The sequence below is a fragment of the Chromobacterium sp. Rain0013 genome, from assembly GCF_015291765.1.
Classification (GTDB): Bacteria; Pseudomonadota; Gammaproteobacteria; order Burkholderiales; family Chromobacteriaceae; genus Chromobacterium; species Chromobacterium haemolyticum.
This window is the reverse complement of sequence record NZ_CP031514.1, coordinates 2,884,347-2,905,017: the sequence shown is the minus strand read 5'-3', so window position 1 is coordinate 2,905,017 and position 20,671 is coordinate 2,884,347. Positions and strand designations below refer to the sequence as shown.

Here is a 20,671-nt window from a genome sequence, read left to right as displayed (position 1 = left end):
GCTCCTTAGTGCGCGGCTTTCGGGCTGAACAGCTTTTATGTGGGCCTGGGATGTCGGAGCGAAACAATTGAATTGTAGGTTTGCAAAGCTGCAAACGAGCGCGGATTGTAACAACATCACGCTGCTTGACAAGTAAAAAAATGTATAAAAATCCACATGTCCAATTTAATCGACAAGCCCGCGCCGGGTAGCCCGGCAAGCCTTGTCCGGCAAGGCTTGAGCAAAAACAGCCCCCTATATTTTCCTCATGCCGGCCAGCGGCCGTTTCTCCGGGCGAAGGCCTTGTTGTTCGGACAATGGGCTTGTCCAAAATATTCAACAACAACGTGGCCCAGCCCCCTAAGCCGCCCTCTAAAAAAAAACCACAGCGCGATCTGGCTCGCCAAGCCTCGCCAGACAAGGCTTTTAAGCCAAACACGGCATGTTTTTTCAAATCTGCGCCACACGCCGCCACCAGCCGCGCCGGCTCTGGTTACAATGCCCCGGTCATCACTAGCCGCAAGCACGAGCCAGCCCATGCGCGAGCATCACCACGATTTTCTGTCCTGGACCATGAACCCCGCCTCCTCGGCCTCCGCCGAATGGCTGCTCCACTCAGGCGTGCGGGCGCGCTGGCTGGACTACGGTGTCGTAGAACTGGAGCCCGTCGACGCCGCCGACGACTCCCTACTGCTGTCCAGCGGCGTGCACGGCAATGAAACCGCGCCGATAGAGGTGCTCAACGCCATCCTGGCCGATATCGCCGGCGGCAAGCTGACGCTGCGCTGCCGGCTGTTGGTGATCTTCGGCAATCTGGACGCAATGCGGCTGGGCAAGCGTTATCTGGATTACGACATGAACCGGCTGTTCAACGGCGCTCACGCGCGCCAACCGGACGCGCGCGAAGCGGCGCGCGCGGCGAGGCTGGAACAGGCCGCGGCGGGCTTCTTCGCCTCCGCCCGCGGCCGCCGCTGGCATTACGATCTGCACACCGCCATCCGCGGCTCCGTGTTTGAGAAGTTCGCCATCTATCCGTATATCCACGAACGCCCGCACAGCCGCGAGCAACTGGCCTGGCTGAAAAGCTGCCAGGTGGAAACCGTGCTGCTGCACAGCCAGCCGGCCAACACCTTCAGTTACTTCACCAGCCGCCACTGCCAGGCGGACGCCTTCACGCTGGAGCTGGGCAAGGCGCGGCCGTTTGGCCAGAACGACCTGTCCCGCTTCGCCGGCATCGACCAGGCGCTGCGCCGGCTGCTGTCCGAGCCGGAACAAGAACTGCCCGGCTACCGCGACGGCGACCTGCCGTTGTTCCAGGCCAAGTACGACATTGTCAAACACAGCGAGGCTTTCCGCCTGCACCTGGCCGACGACGTGGAGAACTTCACCGCGCTGCCGGATGGTTTCCTGATTGCCGAGGACGGCGAGCACCGCTACGTGGCCGTCGGCGGCGAGGAGCGCATTCTGTTTCCCAATCCCACGGTCAAGCCCGGCCTGCGCGCCGGCATCGTGGTGGAGCCGGCGCGCTTGCCTTAGAGCTTGTTCAAAGTCTGCGGCGCTTCGTGAAGCCTTGCACGGTGAGTACAAGCTCAAAATGCTCATGTACCACGTGACCATTCCGCTTTTTCGCTCGTTTTCGCCTTGTCTCGCTCTTGCTCGCGAGACTTTGAACAGGCTCGTAGATCCGCGCGCAAAAACGCCGCAACCTTGGTTGCGGCGTTTTTCATTCCGGCAGGATTGCCCGCCACGCGCGGCAGCTCAAGCAAACTCGGCGGCGGCCACCCTCGCCACCGCGGCAATCACCGCGTTGCGCTCATCCATCATCGCCGGCGATCCCCAGTAAAACACCGACAGCAACAACGGCGACTTGCCCGGCCGCCAGGCCACGGCCACATCGTTGGCGGCGCCGTGGCCGCCGCTGCCGGTCTTGTCCCCCACCCGCCACTCCGCCGGCAAACCGGCCCGGATGCGCAGGTTGCCGGTGGTGTTGCCCAGCAGCCAGTCGTTCAACAGCCCGCGCTGCCGCTCCGGCAATAGCGGGGAAAACAGCAAGGCATGCAGATTGGCCGTCATCGCCGCCGGCGTGGTGGTGTCGCGCGGATCGCCCGGCTCGGCGCGGTTCAGTTCCGGCTCGATCCGATCCAGACGAGTCAGGCCATCGCCCAGCGAGCGGGCGAAACGGTTCACTTCCTGCGGCCCGCCCAATTCCTCCAGCAACAAATTGGCGGCGGTGTTGTCGCTGAAGCGCATCGCCGCGTCGCACAGGTCTTTCACCGACATGCCCTGCTCCACATACTGTTCGGCGATAGGCGAATAATCGATCAACTGCTCCCGCCGGTAACTGACATGGCGATACAACAAGTCCGGCTGCGTCGCGCTGCGCTGCAACAGGGCCCCCACCAGCAGTAATTTGAAAGTGCTGCACATCGGAAAGCGGTCATTGGCGCGATAGGCCAGGCTCCGCCCGCTGTCCACCTCTTGCGCGAACACGCCGATGCGGCCGCCCGCATTGCGTTCCAGCTCCGCCAGCTGCCGCGCCGTCGGCGCATCGCCCGGCACTCGCAAGGGCGGACGCGCACAACCCAAAATCAAAGGCGAGGCGGCCAAGGCCGCCAGCAAGGCGCGCCGCTGCGCGAAATAATTCATAGTTCCATCCCCAGATCGGTATGACGACGCGGCCGATGACACGGCCGGCCATCGCGGTTTAGTTCCCCCGATGCGCATTGCCCCTACCCGCAAAATGACAATGAACTAAAATGTAGTATCTATTTTTTGGCTTGAATTCATTGAATCGACACGTCAAAGCATCATGGACAGATTCAAGCAGCTTTAATGAATCATTAAACAATCGAATGACAGGAAAAATCCAGCTCAGTTCCGCATGCCGATCCGGCGGCGCATCGCCGGCTTTCTGGGCCTCAGCCTGACCCTGTCTGCCTCCCCGGTTCAAGCCAAAGCCCCGCACCGCTATCGCCATGCCAGCGCGCCGGCACAGGAGCGGCGGCTGGAACACTCCAGCCACACCAACTCCGACAGCGTAAAGGTTCACAGCCCGGCCCGGCCCCGTTCCGCCAAAGCGCCGGCTGGCGCCTGCGCGCTTTGACGATACGGCGTTGAGCAAGCGCTCAACCCGGCTCACACCAAACAGCCGGCAAACACCAGATACACCGCGCCCGCGCCCAGCAGCCAGCGGCCGTCCACGCAGCCGCGGCGGAACAACAGCCACAGCCCTGCAATCGCGGCCATCGTGGCCAGGCCGGACCACAGCAAGACGCTATCGAACATCCACGGGGTAAAGAACAGGCCGAAAGCGCTGGGAATCGTCGCCTGAATCATCATGGCGCCGGAAATATTGGCCAAGGCCAAACGCTCCTTGCCCTGACGCAGCCAGATCAAGGCATTCATGATTTCCGGCAGCTCGGTGGCCACCGGACTCAGCAGCAAGGCCACCAAATGCGGCGCCACGCCCCAATGGCCGGCCAGCGCTTCCAGCTGCGCGACAAAGCCGTGCGCCGCTACCGCGATCACCGTCAGGGCCAACAAGGCCTGCGTCGCCGCCCAGCCCAGGCCGCCTCCGGCGCGCAGCTTCAAGGCTTCCAGCTCCTCCTCTTCCGGCGCGGTGTCCGCGCTGCGGATCTCGCGCCAGACATAGGCGGCGTAAGCGGCCAGAAACAACACGCCCAGCCAGGGCTTGACGGCGAAGGCCACCAAGCCCAGCGCCACCTTCAGGGCGAAGACGAACAGGAAGGCCAACTGGTCGCCGGCCAGCCGACGATGATCGACGCGCAGCAAATAATCGCCGCGTCCCAGCCGGCTGCGGTTGCGCCACAGGGCAAAGCCCACCACCGCGTAAGCCAGCGTGGCCAGCACCAGCGGCCCGCCCAAGGCCGCGCCGACGCCGATGTCCTTATGTTGCGGCGTGTCGCCAAAGGCCATTGCGGTCAAAGTCACCGCGCTCTCCGGCAAGGCGGTGCCGAAAGCGGCGAGCACGGTGCCTACGGCGCTGGCGCCCAGGTTCAAGTGGCGTCCGCACCATTCGATGGCGTTGACGAAGTATTGACAGGATAGATAGATCAGGACGGCTAGGCCGAGCAGAAACAACAGGGTCAACAGCATGGATGGTCTTGGGCCGGGCAAGCGAATGGACAATGGCGCAACGACGCGGCTTGCCCGGCGGCAAACGCATCGTGGCCAAAGGTCTCGCTTGGCGGCGCCGGCAATGCCGGCCGCTGACCGCGCCATGAGGAAAGCTCCTCAAGTTTGTTGACGCGGCCTCTTCGGCGGGGCCGAAGATGGCTACTCCCCAATGACAACGGCGCCATTGTGCCAGCCCGGACTCAATGGCGCAAACCTAGTCTCTCGTCATGCGGAGCCGGAGGCGCTTGCCCGCCTCCGGCCTGTTTGCCGGCCGACTAGCGGCGGAACCACTCGCGCTTGGCCAGCGCCGCCTCCACCTGCTCGCGCTTGAGCAAGGCGTCGCGCATGCCGTTTTGCGCCGCCAGCGGCAACTGGTCGCCGTAGTAAGGCGATTGCGGCTGGCTGCTGTTGCCGTAGGTGTTGATCACCTTGGCGCGCAGCGGCCGGCCAAACTCCACCAGCGCGGTGAACGTGTCGCCGAAGATGGCGCGCTGGCGGCCGTCGCTATCGCCGATATAGCTGAAGGTGCGGAAAGCCCCCAGGCCCTCGGCGCCGCCGCTGGCCGGCTGGTCCAGCCGCGCCGCGCCGCCGGCGGGGCCGCGCCGCAGCCGGTACACCTCGCCAAAGGCGACGTCCAGCGGCACGCCGGCTTGTTGCAACCCCTGGGCCGCCGTGCCCAGCTTGCTCAGCGCGAAACCGGCGTCGCGCAGGCCGGCCGGCGTGCTGTAGGGCTGCGCAGGGTCCGCCTTCTGCCGGTAAGGCAAGGCGTCTTCGCCGCCGGAGGCCGCCACCCAGGCGGCGAACAGCACCGCGCCCTTGCTGGCGGCGTCGCTGCGCCGATCCCATTGGGCCAGCACCTGCGCCGCGGCAATCAGGCCGGCGTCGCCGGAAGCGCGCGCATAGCCGATCAAATCGTCCAGCACCCGGTCCGCCAGCAGCAGCCGGGTGTCGTGTTTGGCGCTCAGCAGCGTATCCAGCGTGAAGCTTGGAGTCTGTTCGATCAGCTCGATGCCGCGCTGTTCGCGCAGCAAGGGCGAGATCCGCGGCGACAGATAAGCGGCGTAGGCGGCCGGGTCCAGCGCCGGCTTGCTCATATACCAGGGCGCGCTGTTGGAGTTTTGCACCCATCCGCTGGCCGGATTCGTCGCCTGCGGCAATTCGTCCAGGCGCAGCGCCTGGCGCCAAATCAGATCGCTGCGGCTGCCGTCCACCGGCTGCGCCCAGTAGGCGGCGTCGCCGCCGGCTCGGCGCGGGGTCAGGCCGCCGAAGGCCGCCCAGATATTGCGCTGGGCGTCGGCGTAGATAATGTTGTGGTAAGGATTTTGCAGCCGCGCCACCACCTTGCGAAAGGCCAGGAAGTCAGGCGCCTGCGCCATGTCCCACCATTGTTCCAGCACGCCCGGGGTCTGCAGCTGGTCGACGCCGACGATGCGCAGCGCGTAGCTCTGGCCGTCCTTGTCGAACACCGGGCCCTGCTCGGCGCGGCGCAAGGTCAGTTGCTCGGCTTGCAGGCTGCCGTCCGGCTGGCGGATATACAGGGTTTCGCGCTTGGTTTCGAAATCGCGCGCCACGCCGTCCAGCAGGTATTGCCGGCCGCTGAGCTTGAGTTGATAGAGGTCGCAGCCGTCCTGGGTGTTGACGGTATGCACCCAGCCCAGCCGCTGGTTGAAGCCGATGCGCATCACCGGCAGGCCCACCAGGGTGGCGCCGTAGATATCGTATTCCGGGCTCTTGAACTGGGCTTCGAACCAGGTGTGGCTGCCGCCCCACAGCAAATGCGGGTTGGCCAGCAGCATGGCGTTGCCGGAACGGCTCTTGGCCGGCCCCAGCGCCCAGCCGTTGGAGCCGCCGATCAGATTGACGGGCGTGGCCACCGCGTCCGGGTAGATCAGTGAGCAATTGGCCGCGCCGGTGGCGGTGGCGCCGCTCAGATAGCTGAAGAAGATGCGCAGGGTGTGGGCCAGCACATCTTCGCTGCGCACCGGCAACACCGCGCGCGCCGCCGGGCTCAGGCCGCCGCTGGCCGCGGCCTGGTCGTTGACGCCGGCGACGAAGGCGTCCAGGTAGGCGCGCATGCGCGGGCTTTGCTGTTGCAGCCATTGTTTGGAGCGCTCGGGGAAACCCATGGCGCGCACTAGGCGGTCTACTTCCGCCATATTGCTGGGAAAGGGTTCGCCGGCCTCGAACACCGCGCCGTAGTACTCAGCTCCGCGACCGCGGCCCTGGGCGTACAGCCTCAGCAGCAACTCCGGATGCGCCTGCATCTGGGCGCGGCCGAAGGCGTAGGCCAGGCTGTCGGCGCGAGCGGCGTAGATGTGCGGCACGCCGCTGCGGTCCCACAGCACCTGGCTGCCGCGCGGCTTGCCGTCGTCGTCCAGTTCGCAGGCCGTCAGCAAGGACAGCATGGCGATGCCCAATAGGGCGAGGATCAAGCGTTTCACTACCCTTCCTCCTTTCAATGCGTTCATGGCGCTGCAGCCACAGCGGCTCCCCTGCTCCTGCAGCCTGGCGAGTGACTCAAGTGATGCGCCCTTAGTCGCTTGTTGGGTGCGAAGACAAACACGAATCCGACGCGCCCCAGGTCCCTTCAAGACTGCCGACGGGTGCCAGGCCCGAGGTCTTAAGCGGCTGCTTTGTCTGAGCGATTTGACGTTAGCAAATCGCGAGTTCAGCCGCGCCTCGGGTCTGACGGGCCCCGGCGGGAAGCCGCAGGCCAGGCTTGCAGGGTGGCCTTTAGGAGTGGAGAGGATATTTGGCCAAGCAAATATCCTCTCCCTGCTCGCCGGGCAGCCCCGGCAATCAAAACCATCATCCGCGCAGCGGATGCCTCATGCCCCTAGTACCAGCGAAACACCCGCGCGCCGCTGACGAAGCCGGCGATACCGATCAGCGTGAGCACCACCGCCGAGCGCGCGATTTCAAGCACCCCGGCCCCCTCGACGAAAATCATGCGCATGCCGTCGGCCAGTATCGTCAGCGGCAGCACCTCGATCACCGACACCATCCAGTCCGGGAAGTGCTTGTAGCTGAAGAAGATGCCGGAAAAGATCACCAGGAACAGAATGGTCATCTCCAGCAGGCCGTTGGCGGTCTGCGCCTTGGTGGCGCGCGAGGCGGCCAGGATGGCGATGCCGGCGAAGCAGACATTGCCGGCCAGCAGCAGCACGATGAAGGGCAGCGCCCCGCCCTGGGCGTGCACGTCGAAATAACTGCTGGCGAACAGATACAGCACCAGGGTCTCCAGCAGGCTGAACACCAGGCAGGCCAGCACATGGGCCAGCAGGAAATCGGTCTTGCGCATCGGGGTGATGCGCATCTGCCGGGTAACGCGGGTGGCGCGCTTTTCGATCAGCGACCAGCCGACGGCGATCAGGCAGGTTTCCATCACCGCCATCGCCACCAGGCCGGGCACCAGGAAGTCGATATAGCGCAGGCCGGGGCTGTCCAGCACCGACATATTCTTGTCCACCGCCTGGCTTAGCGCGTCCGGGTCGTCGCCGAGGAAGAAGTAAGTCAGCAGCGCCTCGTTGTTCTGCGGGTCCAGGTAGTAGATGCGTTTGCCGCTGTCGGCGCTGGGTTCCATGAACACTTGCACGTCGCCGCGCTTGAGGCCGCGCAGCACCGATTCCCGGTCCGGGTAGTACTGGAAGCGGTATTTCATGCGGATCAGGTGGCCGCGCTTGATCTCGTCGGCGTTGATGACGCTGGACAGCGGCTGGTTGCGGGCTTCCACCTTGCTGATCCAGGCGCGCACCGCGGCCTGTTCTTGCACATTGGCCGGCAGCACCACGCCTATGGTCCGTTCCTTGATTTCGCCGCCGGAGAAGGACACGCCCAGCAACCACACCAGCAGCAGCGGGAAGCCAAAGGACCAGAACAGGATTTGCGGCTCGCGCAGGTATTGGCGGAATTGGGTGATGATCAGATTGAGCAAGGCGTTATTCATGGAAACCTCGGCCGGCCAGTGACAGGAATAAATCATCCAGCGTTTTTTTGCGCACGATGATTTCGTCGATGTCGATTTGTTGTTCGCGGATGAACTCGGACAGGCGGAACAGGAAGGCGGAGCCGTTGCGCACCAGCAGCCGCGCCTTGGCGGATGCCTGGTCGTAGCTGTAGCTGATGATGTTGTCCTTGTGCTTGGGTTCGGCGCCGCCGGCGCCGCTCTTCACCCGGTATTCCACCACTTCGCCCGGCTCGTGCGCCGCCAGCAGCTCGTCCAGCGTGCCCTGGGTCAGGATGCGGCCCTGATGCATGATGCAGATGCGGTCGCACAGGTATTCGGCTTCTTCCATGTAGTGGGTGGTCAGCAACATGGTGGAGCCCAGCTCCTTGTTGAGCTTGCGCAGGATATCCCAGGTGCCGCGCCGCACTTGCGGGTCCAGGCCGGTGGTGGGTTCGTCCAGGATCAGGATTTCCGGCTGATTGAGAATGGAGATGGCCAGGGCTAGCCGCTGACGCTGGCCGCCGGACAACCCTTCCACCATGACCTTGCGCTTGGGGATCAGCTCCACCAGTTCCAGCACCTCGTAGGCGCGGCTGCGCGGCCGGCCGTAGAAGCTGGCGAACAGGTTGACGGTTTCGTCCACCCGCAGCTTGTTGATGAACAAGGATTCCTGCAGCACCCCGGCCAGCCGGTGGCGCAGATAGCTTTCGTCCTGCTGCCAGCTGCGGCCCAGGATGCGGATGGAGCCGGCCTCCGGTTGCTTCAGCCCCTCCAGCATTTCCACCAACGTGGTCTTGCCGGCGCCGTTGGGGCCCAGCAGGGCGACGAATTCGCCGCGGTAGATGTCCAGCGACACGTCGTTGACCGCGGTGTAGTCGTTGAAGCGCTTGGTCACCGATTGGAATTCGATGACTTTTTCTCTTGTTGTGGCTTGGTGCATTTCACTTTCCGTAGGAGCCGAAGGAGAACCTAAGCAGCGGAAAACCCCGCGCAGCCGCAGGGCTTATCCGCCTCTTTTCACTGCCGCCGCCCTGTCAAACGAGTTGATAACGGTCCGCATCCTTCAGGAAAGGAAACTGAGCGCGCACATCGTCCAACTGCGCGCGCGACAGCTTGGCCTGATACACGCTTTCCAGCTGGCGGCCGTGGTAGAGGGTGTCGCCCAGCGGGTCTATCAGCATGGAGTCGCCGCTGTAGCGGATGTCGTTGCCGTCCACGCCCACGCGGTTGACACCGATGACGAAGGCCTGGTTTTCTATCGCCCGCGCCGGCAGCAGCGTTTGCCAGTGCCTGGCCCGGCGTTCCGGCCAGCTGGCGATGTAGAGCGCCAGGTCGTATTGGCTCTTGTTGTTGCGCGACCAGACCGGGAAACGCAGGTCGTAGCAGACGAAGGCGGCCACGGACCAGCCGTCCACCTTGACGATCAGCGGCGCGTCGCCGGGGGTGTAGTGCTCGTGCTCGCCGGCGAAGCTGAACAGATGCTTCTTGTCGTAGCTGAACAGGCTGCCGTCTGCCTTGGCCCACAACAGGCGGTTGTAGTAGCGGCCCTGGTCTTGTATCGCCACGCTGCCCACCAGGTCGGCGCGTTTGGCGCGCGCGGTGTCGCGCAGCCATTGCACCGCCTTGCCGTCCATGGTTTCGGCTATCTTTTCCGGCCGCATGCTAAAGCCGGTGGTGAACATTTCCGGCAGCACGATCAACTGGCTGTCGTTCACCGCGCTCAGGTGGCGCTCCATCCGCTGCAGGTTCTGATCCACCGACTCCCAAGCGATGTCGCTTTGCACCAGGGTGACGGCTAAGTCTTGATTTGGCATGGTTTGCTTTCCCAATGGGTCAATATCACTTCGTTGTGGTCGCCGCGTTCGCGGCTGCTTTGGCGCACCAGCACTTCGCCGCCGTCGTCGGACAGATACCAGCCGGTGCCGCTGATCTTGCGCCGTTTGGATTGATAGGCCACCACCCTCGTCCGCCGCGGCTGGCCCAGCAGGTCCAGCGTTTCGTCCGGCAGCCGCTGATAGCGGACTTCGTCGATGTCGAAGTGCTCCAAATCCAGCACCCGCAGCGTGGCCTCGGACTCACCGCCGACGAGAAAGCGCTCGGCGGCGTCTTCGCTGCTGGCGTCGAAATCGCCCAGCTTGAAGCGGCGCACTTCCAGCTGACCGTCGTGCAGGCGCAGGGTCAGCACGCCCTGACGCAGCCGGCCCTTGATCACGGTCTTGTCGCCGTCCTCGTCGGAGACGCCGGCGTAACGGCACAGGCCGTCGGCGCCGAAGTCCATGCTCTCGTCCGATTGCAGCGAGTAGTCGAACCACAGGCCGCTGCAGCGCAGGTCCATGCGGTTGCTGACCTGCAGCACCGGCAGATCGTCCAGCCAGCCGCGGCGGCGCTCGGTGCGCAACCGGCCTATCGGCTCGCCGTTGCTCAGCACCTGGTAGTCCAGCAGCAGTTCCGCGACCGGTGGGGACCTCGAAAAACCTGCTGCGCGGTCCGATAGCTGCGTTGCTCCGTTGGCGTGCGAGGCGACAGCCTCGTTCAGCCACAGGCTCCCTCGCTGTACTCCTTGTACTATCTCGGTCGCTGCGCGCGGCGCGTCTTGCTCTCGAACCGCTCGCGACGGTTTTTCGAGCTCCCCCGGCGCTTCAATCAGCGCGTCCTCGTCGGCCAGCATCTCAGCGCACCGCCGCCGCGTCGCTCAGGTCGGCGTCGTACAGGCTCTCCATATAGCCGCCGGCCATGCTGGTGTGACGCTTGATTTCCGCCAGCGGGGTTTGCGCCGACGGGGCGTTGAGGAAGCCCACCTTGCACGCGTAGTCCAGATAGCGCCCGAACAGTGCCTGGTCCGAGTCCGGGCAGCGGATGTCGGTATTGGCCAGCAGTTCCTGGATCTCGCTGGTGTCGTACTTGGCGTGTTCCTTGCAATCGCTGCCGTCGTAGAAGATGGCCATCAGATCGGTGAAGGTGGAACGGTAGCCGGCGCCGCCGCGGTGTATGCGGCCTTCCTGCAGCGCTTCGAAATACTCCTTGGACGGCACGTCGCGCAGGATGTAGCCGTAGCCACGCAGGCGGGCGACGATGCCGTCGTAGCTGATCGGGCGCGGATTGGTCAGGTTGTAGGTGCGGCGATTGCTGGATTGCAGATTCATCGCCGCGAACAGCGTGGCCTGGGCCACGTAGTCCACCGGCGAGATATCGAAGGCTTCGTCGGAGGCGAAGGTGAGCCCGGTTTCCACCAGCGATTTGAGCATCTCGTAGTAGATGCCCTTGACCTTGGTCTGCTTCAGCGGGTAGCAGCCGGTCCGGCTATCGCCCCAGATATTGCCCGGACGCACGATGACCCAGTTCAGGCCCCGCTCGCCGGCTTCGTGCACCATGCGCTCGGCGGTGAACTTGGAGCGCTCGTAATCCATGTTGACGAAGCCCTGGCCCACGTCCAGATCAGTTTCGCGCAGCACGAAGTCCGGCTGATACAGCTTGTCGCCCACCATGCTGAAGCTGGAGGTGAACACCAGCGGAGCCTTGCCGGCCAGGCACAGTTCGATCAGGTTGGCGGTGCCGCCCACGTTGACCGGGGCGATCTTGTTGTAGGAGGCCACCAGGCTGACGTTGGCGGCGCAATGCAGCACCAGGTCCGCCAGGTGGGCCAGGTCGCGGTAGGCGCTGGCGTCCAGGCCCAGCATGGGCTGGCTGATGTCGCCCAGCACCGGGATGATGCGCCAGGCCTCGGTGGACAGCTTGCGGCCTTCATCGTAGCAATACAGCACGTCTTCGATGCGGGCGCGCGCGGCGTCCTTGTTCTCGGCCCGCACCACGCAATAGACGTTGGCGTCGGTGGTGGCCAGTATTTCCTGCAGCAAACGGCCCCCCAGCACGCCGGTGGGGCCGGTCAGCACGATGTTCTTGACGCTGGTCTTGGCTCGGTAATCCATGACTTCACCTCTGATTTGGGGGACCTCGAAAAACCTACCGCGTGGCCCGAAAGCTGCGTTGCTCCGTGCTCGCTACGGCTTTTCGAGGTCCCCTTTGGTTGATTCCAGCCGGGGCCCGGCATAGCCGGCCCCCGGTTCTGCGTCTCGCGATGTTGTAGAACCTGATCCAAGTCTCGCGAGCTAGAGCGATACAAGGCGAAACCGGTTTCAACGCCGTATCGGCGAAGCGGGGCAAGCCTTGGACAGGTTCTTACAGGGTGCCTACCCTCATGCCTCCATCCAGGGGAATAACGGTGGCGTTCAGATAGTTGGTCTTGCAGGTGGCCAGGAAGGTGACCACTTCGGCGATGTCCTCCGGCAGCCCCCAGCGCCCCACCGGCACGATGGACTTGACGATGGTCTCGTCGGAGTGCTCCACCATCTGACGGTCGACGAACTGACCCAGCATCTTGGTCTTGCAGATGCCCGGCGCGATCGCGGTGACGCAGATGTTCAGCGGCCCCAGCTCCCGCGCCCAAGACTCCGACGCCTTGATCAGGCCGGCCTTGGATGCCGCGTACGCCGACCCGCCGGCCGCGCCCCAGATGCCGGCCACCGAGGCGATGTTGATGATGCGGCCGTATTTCAGCCGCGCCATGTGGCGGGAAAACACCGCGGTGGCGTTGAAAGCGCCGTTGAGGTTGACGTCGAACACCCGTCGCGCCAGCTCGCCGCTCTTCTCCGCCGTGCAGTAGCCGCGGCCGATGACGCCGGCGTTGTTGACCAGCACCGTGATGTTGGCCCCCATGCGTTCGACGATGGCGGCGCTGGCCGCGTCCACGCTGGCGGAATCCGTCACATCCATGACGAAGCCGCGCAGGCTGTCCGGGCAGCCCAGCTCCCGGCCCAGCTGCTCCAGCCCCGCCGCGTCCACATCCGTGGCGGCTACCGCGTAGCCCACTTCCAGCAGCGACTTGACGATGGCGCTGCCGAAGCCGCCTGCCGCGCCGGTGACGACGGCGACTTGCCGGGTCACGCCACCTCTCCTTCCTTGAAGGCGATGTCGATCACTTTGCGGGCGTTGGCCATGGCGTCGAAGATGCGTTCCTCGAAGAAGCGCACGTCGTCCTGATTCATCAGCAAGTTGGAGTAGATCCGCGACAGCGGCGAGAACTGGATGCCGTAGCGCTTGGAGATTTCGCGGATGATGATGTCGCAGAACTTGACCTTGTCGCTATAGCCCTCGGAGCGGTCCACCATGGTGTCCTGCGAGTGGTAAACCAGCGCGGTGGGCATGCCCTGCACCACCAGCGGCAGATCGTTGGCGTGGGCGGCCTTGATGAAGGTGTCGGAGATCTGCTCGGTGAAGCGGCCCATCCGCTCGTAGCAGCCCGGGTCTTGTTCGATCAGTTCGAAAGTGCTCTTGATCGCGGCCAGGCCCAACGGGTAGCCGTTGAAGGTGCCGGCGTGAATCACTTTGCCGCGGGTGTAAAGATCCATGATGTCGCGACGGCCGGCGATGGCGGAGATCGGCATCGAACCGCCGCCCAGCGCCTTGCCGAAGGTGGACAAGTGCGGGGTGACGCCGAGGATGCCCTGGGCGCCCGACAGGCCCAGACGCACGCCGGTGATGATCTCGTCGAAGATCAGCACGATGTTGTACTTCTCGCAGATTTCCTTGGCGCGCTCCAGATAGCCTTCGCGCGGGAAGATGCCGCCGCCGTTGACGCAGATCGGCTCCATCAACACTGCGGCGATTTCATTGTGGTAACGCTCGATGGTGGCTTCCAGCACCTGAATATCGTTCCACGGCAGCATGAAGGACTGGTCTTCCAGCGCGCCGTCGGCGCGGCCCAGGGTGTCCAGCAGGTCGCCCTTGAAGGTTTCCGGCACCGGGAAGCTCAGGTCCTGGCGCTTGCGGCCGCCCATGATGTTGTCGGCGTTGCCGTGGTAGTGGCCGTGGAAGCGGATGAAACGCTGCTTGCCGGTAAAGCCGCGCGCCAGGCGCAGCGCGTTCTGCACCGCCTCGGTGCCGCTCAGGCAGAAGCGGATCATCTCGGCGCAAGGGATGTGCTTGACCATCAGTTCGCAGACTTCGACCTCCAGGTCGCAAGTGTCCACCGAGGTCACTTTCTGCATGTAGCGGATCAGCGCTTCGTTATAGGCCTCGTTGTGGTGGCCGACGAAAAGCGCGCCGAATTTGCAGAACAGGTCCAGGTGCTCGTTGCCGTCCAGGTCCCATACCCGGGAATTGCGGCCGCGGTTGAACGGCACCACCAGCGGCCGTTCCGGGTCGCCGAAGTTGTAATGGGTGCCGCCCGGCAGCAGCTCCCAGCATTGCTTGTAAAAATCCTTGGACTTGATCAGCGACAGCTTGGTATTGCCTTCCATATTCCTGCTCTCCTCTTGCTTGCCCTGTGATGCTGCGGTTGGTGCTACGGTTGATGAAGGGATGTCGTTCAATTCGGGTTCGGGTCCGATGTCGTCTTCGTCCAGCGCCGCCATGCGGGCGCTGAGCGGGCGGTAACGGTCCAGCCGCGGCGGCGTCAAAACGCCTAGCTGACGCAAGGCCGCCACGCGGCTCAGATACGCCGCGCCGGCCATCAGCTCCACCGCGATGTCGGCCACCTTGCGCTTGGCCACCGGCGCCAGTTCGCTGCCCTGCAGCCACTCGTTGGCCGCGCCCATCGCCGCGCCGCACCAGATCTGGTAATCGACCGCGCGCTCGGCCACGCCGGAGATCGCCCAGCGCGAGGATTGGCCCAGATACCACTGGAACAGCAGCGCCATCTTTTTCTTGGGATTGGCGTTGGCGGCGTCTATCAGCGCCTGATTGCCGCGGCCGGCGAAGAAAGCCTCGGTGTCGGCCCACACCTGGGCCAGCGGCTGGCGGAACACTTGTTGTTCCAGGCTGGCCACTTCGGCGGCCGGGATGTGCTCCAGGCCGGGGTACTGCTTGTATAAGCCGTGCAGCTTCTGCGCGCGCACCGCGTACATGCTGCCGCCCTTGAGCACCTGCACCTTGGCGCCCAGTTCGAACATGTCGGCCGACGGCGCCATCGCCATGTCCGCGATCTTGGCCTTGCCCAGCAATTGCTTGACCGGGTCCGAGGTGCCGGCTTCCACGCAAGCCTGGTTGATGGAGCCGGTGACCACGTAGGCCGCGCCCAGCGAGAACGCCGCCAGCGTGGCGTGCGGGCTGCCGATGCCGCCGGCGGCGCCGACGCGCACCGTGAACGGGTAGTCTTGGCCGGCGCAGATTTCGTCGCGCAGTTCCGCGATGGAGCGGAAGATGCAGCTGAGCAGGCCGTTGTCGGTGTGGCCGCCGGAATCCGCCTCCACGGTGATGTCGTCGGCCATCGGCACTTTCTTGGCCAGCTCCGCCTGGCGCTCGCTGATCAGGCCGTCGGCCAGCAGCTTGCGCACGATTTTTTCCGGCGCCGGGCTGAGGAAGTGCTGCGCCACTTCGCGGCGCGACACCTTGGCGATCACGCGGTTGCGGCGGATCACCGCGCCCTTGTCGCCGGCTTCCAGGCCCTTGACCCGGTAGTAGACGATGGCGGCGGACAGGTTGACGTAGGCCGAAGCCTCCACCACTTTGACGTCCTGCTCGATGAAGAGCTTGACGCAGTTCATCTCCCAGTCCGGCTGGCTGGGGTTGTGCAGCAGGTTGATGGCGTACGGGCCGTTGGGCAGCGCCTGCTTGATGCGGCGGATGGCGCTGCCGATGCGCTCCAGCGTCAGGCCGCCGGCGCCGAAGGCGCTGAGAATGCGGCGCGACCCCAGCGCGATCACCATGTCCTCGGAGTTGATGCCCCCGGCCATGGCGCCGGCGTAGTAGGCGAAGCGCACGCCGTAGTCATGCAGGAAGGACGGATCGCCGAAGTACTCCGGCAACATCGCCGGCACCATGCCCAGGCAATCCACCTGGCCGTTGCCGGCCAGACCGCCGGCGGGTTCCAGCAACACAGCGTCCTGCTGGCGCAGCACGTGCAGCGGCCGCGCCAGATCCAGCAGCTGGGCCTGGGCCTGTTCCGGCGTCTGCTGGAATTTGCCGGCATGGCCCTGCCATTTGTACACCGGGGCCGCAAAGCGCGGCGCCACGCAAAGCTTGTCTTGGTTCATTCATGCCTCTATCGCTGTCAGGGCCGGCGCGGATGCGCCCGCCGCTGCCGGCGCGCGGCTGAAGCCGGCGCCTAGGTTGTCGCAAATGCCGATGACGTTGCCGCGGTAAATGATCTCGGCGACGAAGACCAGCGCCATCCGCTCCAGTTGGCCGTCGGCCTGGTAGTCGCAGTGAATGGATTTGCAGGTGAGCCGGTAACGCAGGGCGTCCGCCTCACACTTCACTTCGCCGCGGAACTTGGCGCTGTAGCTGTGCGGGCTGAGCGCGTGCGGCACCAGTCCCGGCAAGGAGTACAGCCCCAGGTAGCACAGGTAGAACTTGACCAGCTGTTCGCAGCCTTCCACCAGGAAGGTGCCGGGCATCACCGGGTCGTTCTTGAAGTGGGCGCGGAACACCCAGTGGCTGGGGTCGATATCGCGCTCGGCCACCGCTTCGCCCAGGCCGAAAGCGCCGCCGGAAGCGGAGATCGACACCACTCGGTCCAGCATCTTGGCCGCCGGCGCGTACAAACGCGGCGCGCGCGGCGCGGCATAGGCGGCGTCTCCGAAGCAGGCGACGAAATCGCCGCGCTGCAGGGCTTCGATATGGCTGTTGTCGAAGGCATCGCGCCCGCAGCGCAGCGGCGGCTGGAACGGCTCCGCCGGCTGTTTGGCCGTCAGATAGGGCGCGGTGTTGACCCCCTTGGACTTTTCGATGTCCTTGGGCAGGAAGAAGCCGGAATTAGCCTCCAGCTTGAAACTCAGCCTATCGCCGACGTAGCACAGGTACTCGTAGGCGATCAGCACGTTCTTGCCCACCTTGAGGAAGGACTTGATGTTGACGCGGCCGCGCAGCACTTCGCCGGCCTTGGGCAAGGGACCGTAGACCGTGGTCTGACTATCCACCGCCCGGTAGCGCAGCTGGCCCTTGAACAGCTGGTCGCAGCCGATATAGGTGAAGGCCACAATCATCGCGTGCGAGGCTTCCAGCGACACGAAGGCCGGCACCAGTCCGTCGGACACGTACCAGGCGTCGGGATGCAGGTCGTACTCCCACTCAATGAAGCACGGCTCCAGCTTGCCCGGCTGCGCCGACAGCGCGGTGATGCGCGAGGCGAACATATACGGCGGCGACGGCATGCGGGTGCGGATCGGATAACTGTCGGCCTCGGCGTAATCCGGGCCCAGCACCTTGGCGATGGAGCCGTCGGTCAATTCCACCAACTGGGCTTCGTCGAACAAGGGGCGTGGACGCGGCGGCGCCGCCTTGGGCTTGGACGCGCGGGGCCGGCCGGCCGGCACGCCGGCGCCCAGCAGTTGCGCGATGCGCTGGTAGAATCGCTGTTCCGCCTGCAGATAGCTGAGCTGGGTTTGCGCCTGCCGGCTCTGTTGACGTTGCAAGACCGGCGCCTCGCTGTCCGCCGACACGGCGGCGGCGGGCAGCGGCTGCGCCTGTTGCGCCGCCGGCTGCGGACGCCGCCAGGGCGTGACGTTGCCGAACAGCGCGCGGTTGGCGTCATTGACTATCATCTCGGCGATGGTGTGTTCGCGGCCGGTGTGCACGGTGGCGACCAGGGCCGGACCGCCCGTCTGCGGCGGCGTCGGCGTCCGGGCTTCCCGGCGATTGGCCTCGCCGGGCTCCTGCAGAATCATGTGGGCGTAGCCTCGGTCCAGGCCCAGGCTGTTGACCGCCGCCAGCCTCAGGCCGCCGGCCGGCGCCGGCCAGGCCGCGCCGGTTTCTCCGGCGCGGAACACGGCGCGCAGCGCGTCCTCCGGATAGGCGGCCAACGCCGCCGCGCCGGGCAGTTGCCGGCTATACAGGCAGAGCGCGGCCTTGATCACGCTGACGATGCCTTGGGCCGAGGCCAGCTGGCCGTAGTTGGCGGCCACCGAACCGGCGGCGGCGCCGCTGTCGCGGTACACCCGGGACAGGCCGTCGATCTCCACCTGGTTGTCGCTGGCCAGCGCGCCGCCGCTCAGCTCCAGATACCCCACCGACGCCGGATCCGCGCCGGCTTGGCGCAAGGCCGCCGCCGCCGAGCGCGCCACCGCGTCCGCCACGGGTTGGAATTCGGTACTGTCGCCGCAGGCGTGGCCGATGGCCAGGCCGCGCATTACCGCGTAGACGCGGTCCTTGGCGTCCAGCGCCGCCTGCTCGCGCTTGAGCACCACCACGCCGCCGCCCTCGCCCACCGGCGCGTCGACATGGCCGGCGCCGCGACGCGGCGCCCACAACACGTTTTCCAGGCCGCCGGCGAAGCTGCCGCCGGCGACGATCACCGCGTCCACCAATTGCTCGGACAACATGAATTGCGCCAGCTCTATCGCCTTGAAGGCGGCGTTTTCATGCGCGCACAAGGAGAAGGCCGGGCCGTCCAGCTTCAGGTGGGCGGCGATGCGGCTGGCCACCACATTGCCGATGCCGCCGGTGATGCCTTCCGGATACGGCTCCGGGAACAAGCTGTCCTTGACGATGGTTTCCAGCGCCGCGGTCTGCGCCTCGCTCAGCGAGATGCCGCTGTGCGCCAGGCTGTCTCGCACCTGCCAGGCCATTTCGTTGCGCGCCTGGTAGCGCGAGCAGCTGTAGTCCACGTCGCCGGCGACGATGACGGCGATATTGCGCTTCCGGCCGTCCAGCTGATAGCCGGCGTCGTAGAAGGCGCGCTCGGCGATGGGCATCAGGAACAAATGCGACAGCAGATGGCTGCCCACCACCTTGGGCGGCAGCTTGAAGCGTTTGCAGTCGAAATCGAACTGCTCGATATAGGCGCCCGCCGGGGCCTGACGGTAGCCGCGCGCGCCCAGCACGTCGGCGCGCCCCTCCAGACCCAGCCAGCGGGTGCGCGGCAGCGGACGGAAGTGGCTGCGGCCCTCGGCCACCGTCCGCAGCAAGGCGTCCGGGGTTTCGGTGTCGGCCAGGGCCACGCCCACGCCGACAATGGCCAGGCTTTGTTGCTCGGCCGGCAGCCGCGGCCAGGCGGCCGCCGGCGCGTCGGCGCGGTGTTCGCGCAGCACCATGTGGCCGTTGACGCCGCCGAAGCCGAAGGCGTTGATGCCGGCGCGCTTGGCCTGGCCGCGTTGCGGCCACGGCGTGGTATCGCGCACCACGTGGCGGATGTCCAGCTGGCCGCCCGGGGTGCTGACCATGTCTTCCACGTTCAGCGTCGGCGGAATCACGCCGCTGCGCATCGCCAGCAGCACCTTGAGAATGCTGGCCATGCCGGAGGCGGTCAGCATATGCCCGATATTGCCCTTGTTGGCGCCGATCAACGGCCGCTGCGCCTGATCGGCGAAGAAGGTCTCCACCGAACCCAGCTCCACCTGGTCGCCCACCGGGGTGCCGGTGGCGTGGCATTCCAGATAATCGATGTTCTTGTCCACGCCGTCGTAGGCGCGTTTCAGGGACAGCAACTGGCCGTTGAGGTCCGGCACCAGAATGTGCTTGGCGCCGCCGTCGTTGGACAGGCCTATGGATTCGATCACGCCGTAGATGCGGTCCTTGTCGCGCACCGCGTCGGCGTAGCGCTTGAGCGCGATCACGCTGGCGCCCTCGCCCGCCTTCAGGCCCTGGGAGTTGCGGTCGAACGGCACCGATTGGCCGTCCGCCGGGAAGGCCTGCAGCACATTGAAGCCATGATCGATGTAGATGTGGTCGGCGTGGCAAACCGCGCCGGCCAGCATCAGATCGGCCTTGCCGCTTTGCAGGTAATAGCTGGCCACGCGGATGGCGTACAGCGCCGAGGCGCAGGCCGCGTCCAGCGCGAAGCTGGGGCCGGCCAGGCCCAGCGCCTGGGCCGCCAGCGTGGCGTTGTGGCTGCCGGTCATCAAATTGAGATCGGACAAGCCTTCCGCCTGCCAGGGCTGGCGGAAATGGAAATCGTCGCGTTGCAGCAGCTCCTGGACGTAGGGCTCCAGGATGCCTTGATAGAAGCCGTTGAGCAGTTTCTTGCCGGCGTGCGTGGGCATGCCGATATTGCCGATGATCAGGCCGCAGCGCTCCAGCGCCTCGGCGCTGTGGGCGGCGCCCTGTCCGGCGTCGATCAGCGCCTGTTCCGCCGCGTAGAGCGTCCATTGGAACAAGGGGTCCAGCGCCTCCAGTTGCGCGGCGGGCAGACGGTAGCGGCCGGCGTCCAGCTTGAAGCCGCGCACATGGCCGTTCTTGTTGTAGGCGATCTTGTCCGCGGTGCCCGGCACCGGATGGCGATACAGCGCCGGGTCCACGCCCAGCTCTTCCCGGCTCAATTCCGAGGTGCAATCCCGCCGTTCCAGCAGGTTGCGCCAGTACTGTTCTGGCGTTTCGGCGCCTGGAAACAGGCAGCCTAATCCGATAATGGCAATTTCTTCCATAAAGCTTCCGTGTCTTGGATCTGTTGACGTTTGTTTTTCTCGCTGCGCGGACCGAGAAAAGTGCGTTCTACAAGGCGGAGGGCGCCGGCCTTGGTGAACCAAGGCCAAGCCTGACAACGCCGTAGAGGGTTCTTTTCCCGGTCAGCCCCTGGGTTCGCTCCCAGCCGGCGCCTCGCTTTGTCGCCCGCCTCTGGCAGTGAATGACACTGCGGCGAGGCGGGCTTCGCGCGCTGCATCCGCCTGGGAGCGAACG

The 20,671-nt window shown here is 65.3% G+C and carries 13 protein-coding genes and 1 riboswitch; of the genes, 2 read left to right on the top strand and 11 right to left on the bottom strand.

Annotation, left to right across the window (positions count from 1 at the left end):
• The first annotated feature begins 516 nt into the window (after positions 1-516).
• Positions 517-1,515, top strand: coding sequence for a succinylglutamate desuccinylase (gene astE / locus DXT74_RS13430; protein ID WP_143330167.1), 999 nt, complete (start codon positions 517-519; stop codon positions 1,513-1,515).
• 222 nt (positions 1,516-1,737) lie between these two features.
• Here astE and bla read toward each other — a convergent pair whose 3' ends face one another.
• Complete coding sequence (gene bla, locus DXT74_RS13425) at positions 1,738-2,625, bottom strand: class A beta-lactamase (protein WP_081554638.1); 888 nt, start codon at positions 2,623-2,625, stop codon at positions 1,738-1,740.
• Positions 2,626-2,860: 235 nt separating this feature from the next.
• On the opposite strand from bla, the gene DXT74_RS13420 reads away from it, so the two are divergent.
• Positions 2,861-3,082 carry a DUF3761 domain-containing protein gene (locus tag DXT74_RS13420; protein WP_081554637.1) on the top strand — a complete coding sequence of 74 codons (222 nt, stop codon included), beginning with the start codon at positions 2,861-2,863 and terminating at the stop codon, positions 3,080-3,082.
• Positions 3,083-3,114: 32 nt separating this feature from the next.
• Here DXT74_RS13420 and DXT74_RS13415 read toward each other — a convergent pair whose 3' ends face one another.
• From DXT74_RS13415 to DXT74_RS13370, 10 genes are all read right to left on the bottom strand, one after another.
• Positions 3,115-4,095, bottom strand: a complete 981-nt coding sequence (locus DXT74_RS13415) for a sodium:calcium antiporter (protein WP_194426198.1) — start codon at positions 4,093-4,095, stop codon at positions 3,115-3,117.
• Positions 4,096-4,151: 56 nt separating this feature from the next.
• Positions 4,152-4,296, bottom strand: a riboswitch (yybP-ykoY riboswitch).
• Positions 4,297-4,391: 95 nt separating this feature from the next.
• Positions 4,392-6,557, bottom strand: coding sequence for a penicillin acylase family protein (locus DXT74_RS13410; RefSeq protein WP_194426197.1), 2,166 nt, complete (start codon positions 6,555-6,557; stop codon positions 4,392-4,394).
• A 395-nt stretch (positions 6,558-6,952) separates the two neighbouring features.
• Entirely contained in the window at positions 6,953-8,062 is a 1,110-nt protein-coding gene (locus tag DXT74_RS13405) for an ABC transporter permease (protein WP_081554634.1), read from the bottom strand.
• Positions 8,055-9,002, bottom strand: coding sequence for an ABC transporter ATP-binding protein (locus DXT74_RS13400; protein ID WP_043641647.1), 948 nt, complete (start codon positions 9,000-9,002; stop codon positions 8,055-8,057). The genes DXT74_RS13405 and DXT74_RS13400 overlap by 8 nt, the downstream gene beginning before the upstream one ends.
• Positions 9,003-9,096: 94 nt before the next feature.
• The gene (locus DXT74_RS13395) at positions 9,097-9,876 is read right to left on the bottom strand and encodes an amidohydrolase (protein WP_194426196.1); all 780 of its coding nucleotides are present in this window, start codon (positions 9,874-9,876) and stop codon (positions 9,097-9,099) included.
• Positions 9,858-10,730 carry a hypothetical protein gene (locus DXT74_RS13390; protein ID WP_114153598.1) on the bottom strand — a complete coding sequence of 291 codons (873 nt, stop codon included), beginning with the start codon at positions 10,728-10,730 and terminating at the stop codon, positions 9,858-9,860. The genes DXT74_RS13395 and DXT74_RS13390 overlap by 19 nt, the downstream gene beginning before the upstream one ends.
• Before the next feature lies 1 nt (position 10,731).
• The gene (locus DXT74_RS13385) at positions 10,732-11,988 is read right to left on the bottom strand and encodes a thioester reductase domain-containing protein (RefSeq protein ID WP_043641643.1); all 1,257 of its coding nucleotides are present in this window, start codon (positions 11,986-11,988) and stop codon (positions 10,732-10,734) included.
• 250 nt (positions 11,989-12,238) lie between these two features.
• Positions 12,239-13,003 (bottom strand): SDR family NAD(P)-dependent oxidoreductase, encoded by a 765-nt coding sequence (locus DXT74_RS13380; protein ID WP_043641641.1) that lies wholly within the window; start codon positions 13,001-13,003, stop codon positions 12,239-12,241.
• A complete protein-coding gene (locus DXT74_RS13375; RefSeq protein WP_194426195.1) occupies positions 13,000-16,092 on the bottom strand; it encodes a PfaD family polyunsaturated fatty acid/polyketide biosynthesis protein in 3,093 nt (1,030 codons plus the stop codon). Before DXT74_RS13375 ends, DXT74_RS13380 begins: the two co-directional genes overlap by 4 nt.
• The gene (locus DXT74_RS13370; protein ID WP_194426194.1) at positions 16,093-20,418 is read right to left on the bottom strand and encodes a beta-ketoacyl synthase N-terminal-like domain-containing protein; all 4,326 of its coding nucleotides are present in this window, start codon (positions 20,416-20,418) and stop codon (positions 16,093-16,095) included.
• Positions 20,419-20,671 lie beyond the last annotated feature (253 nt).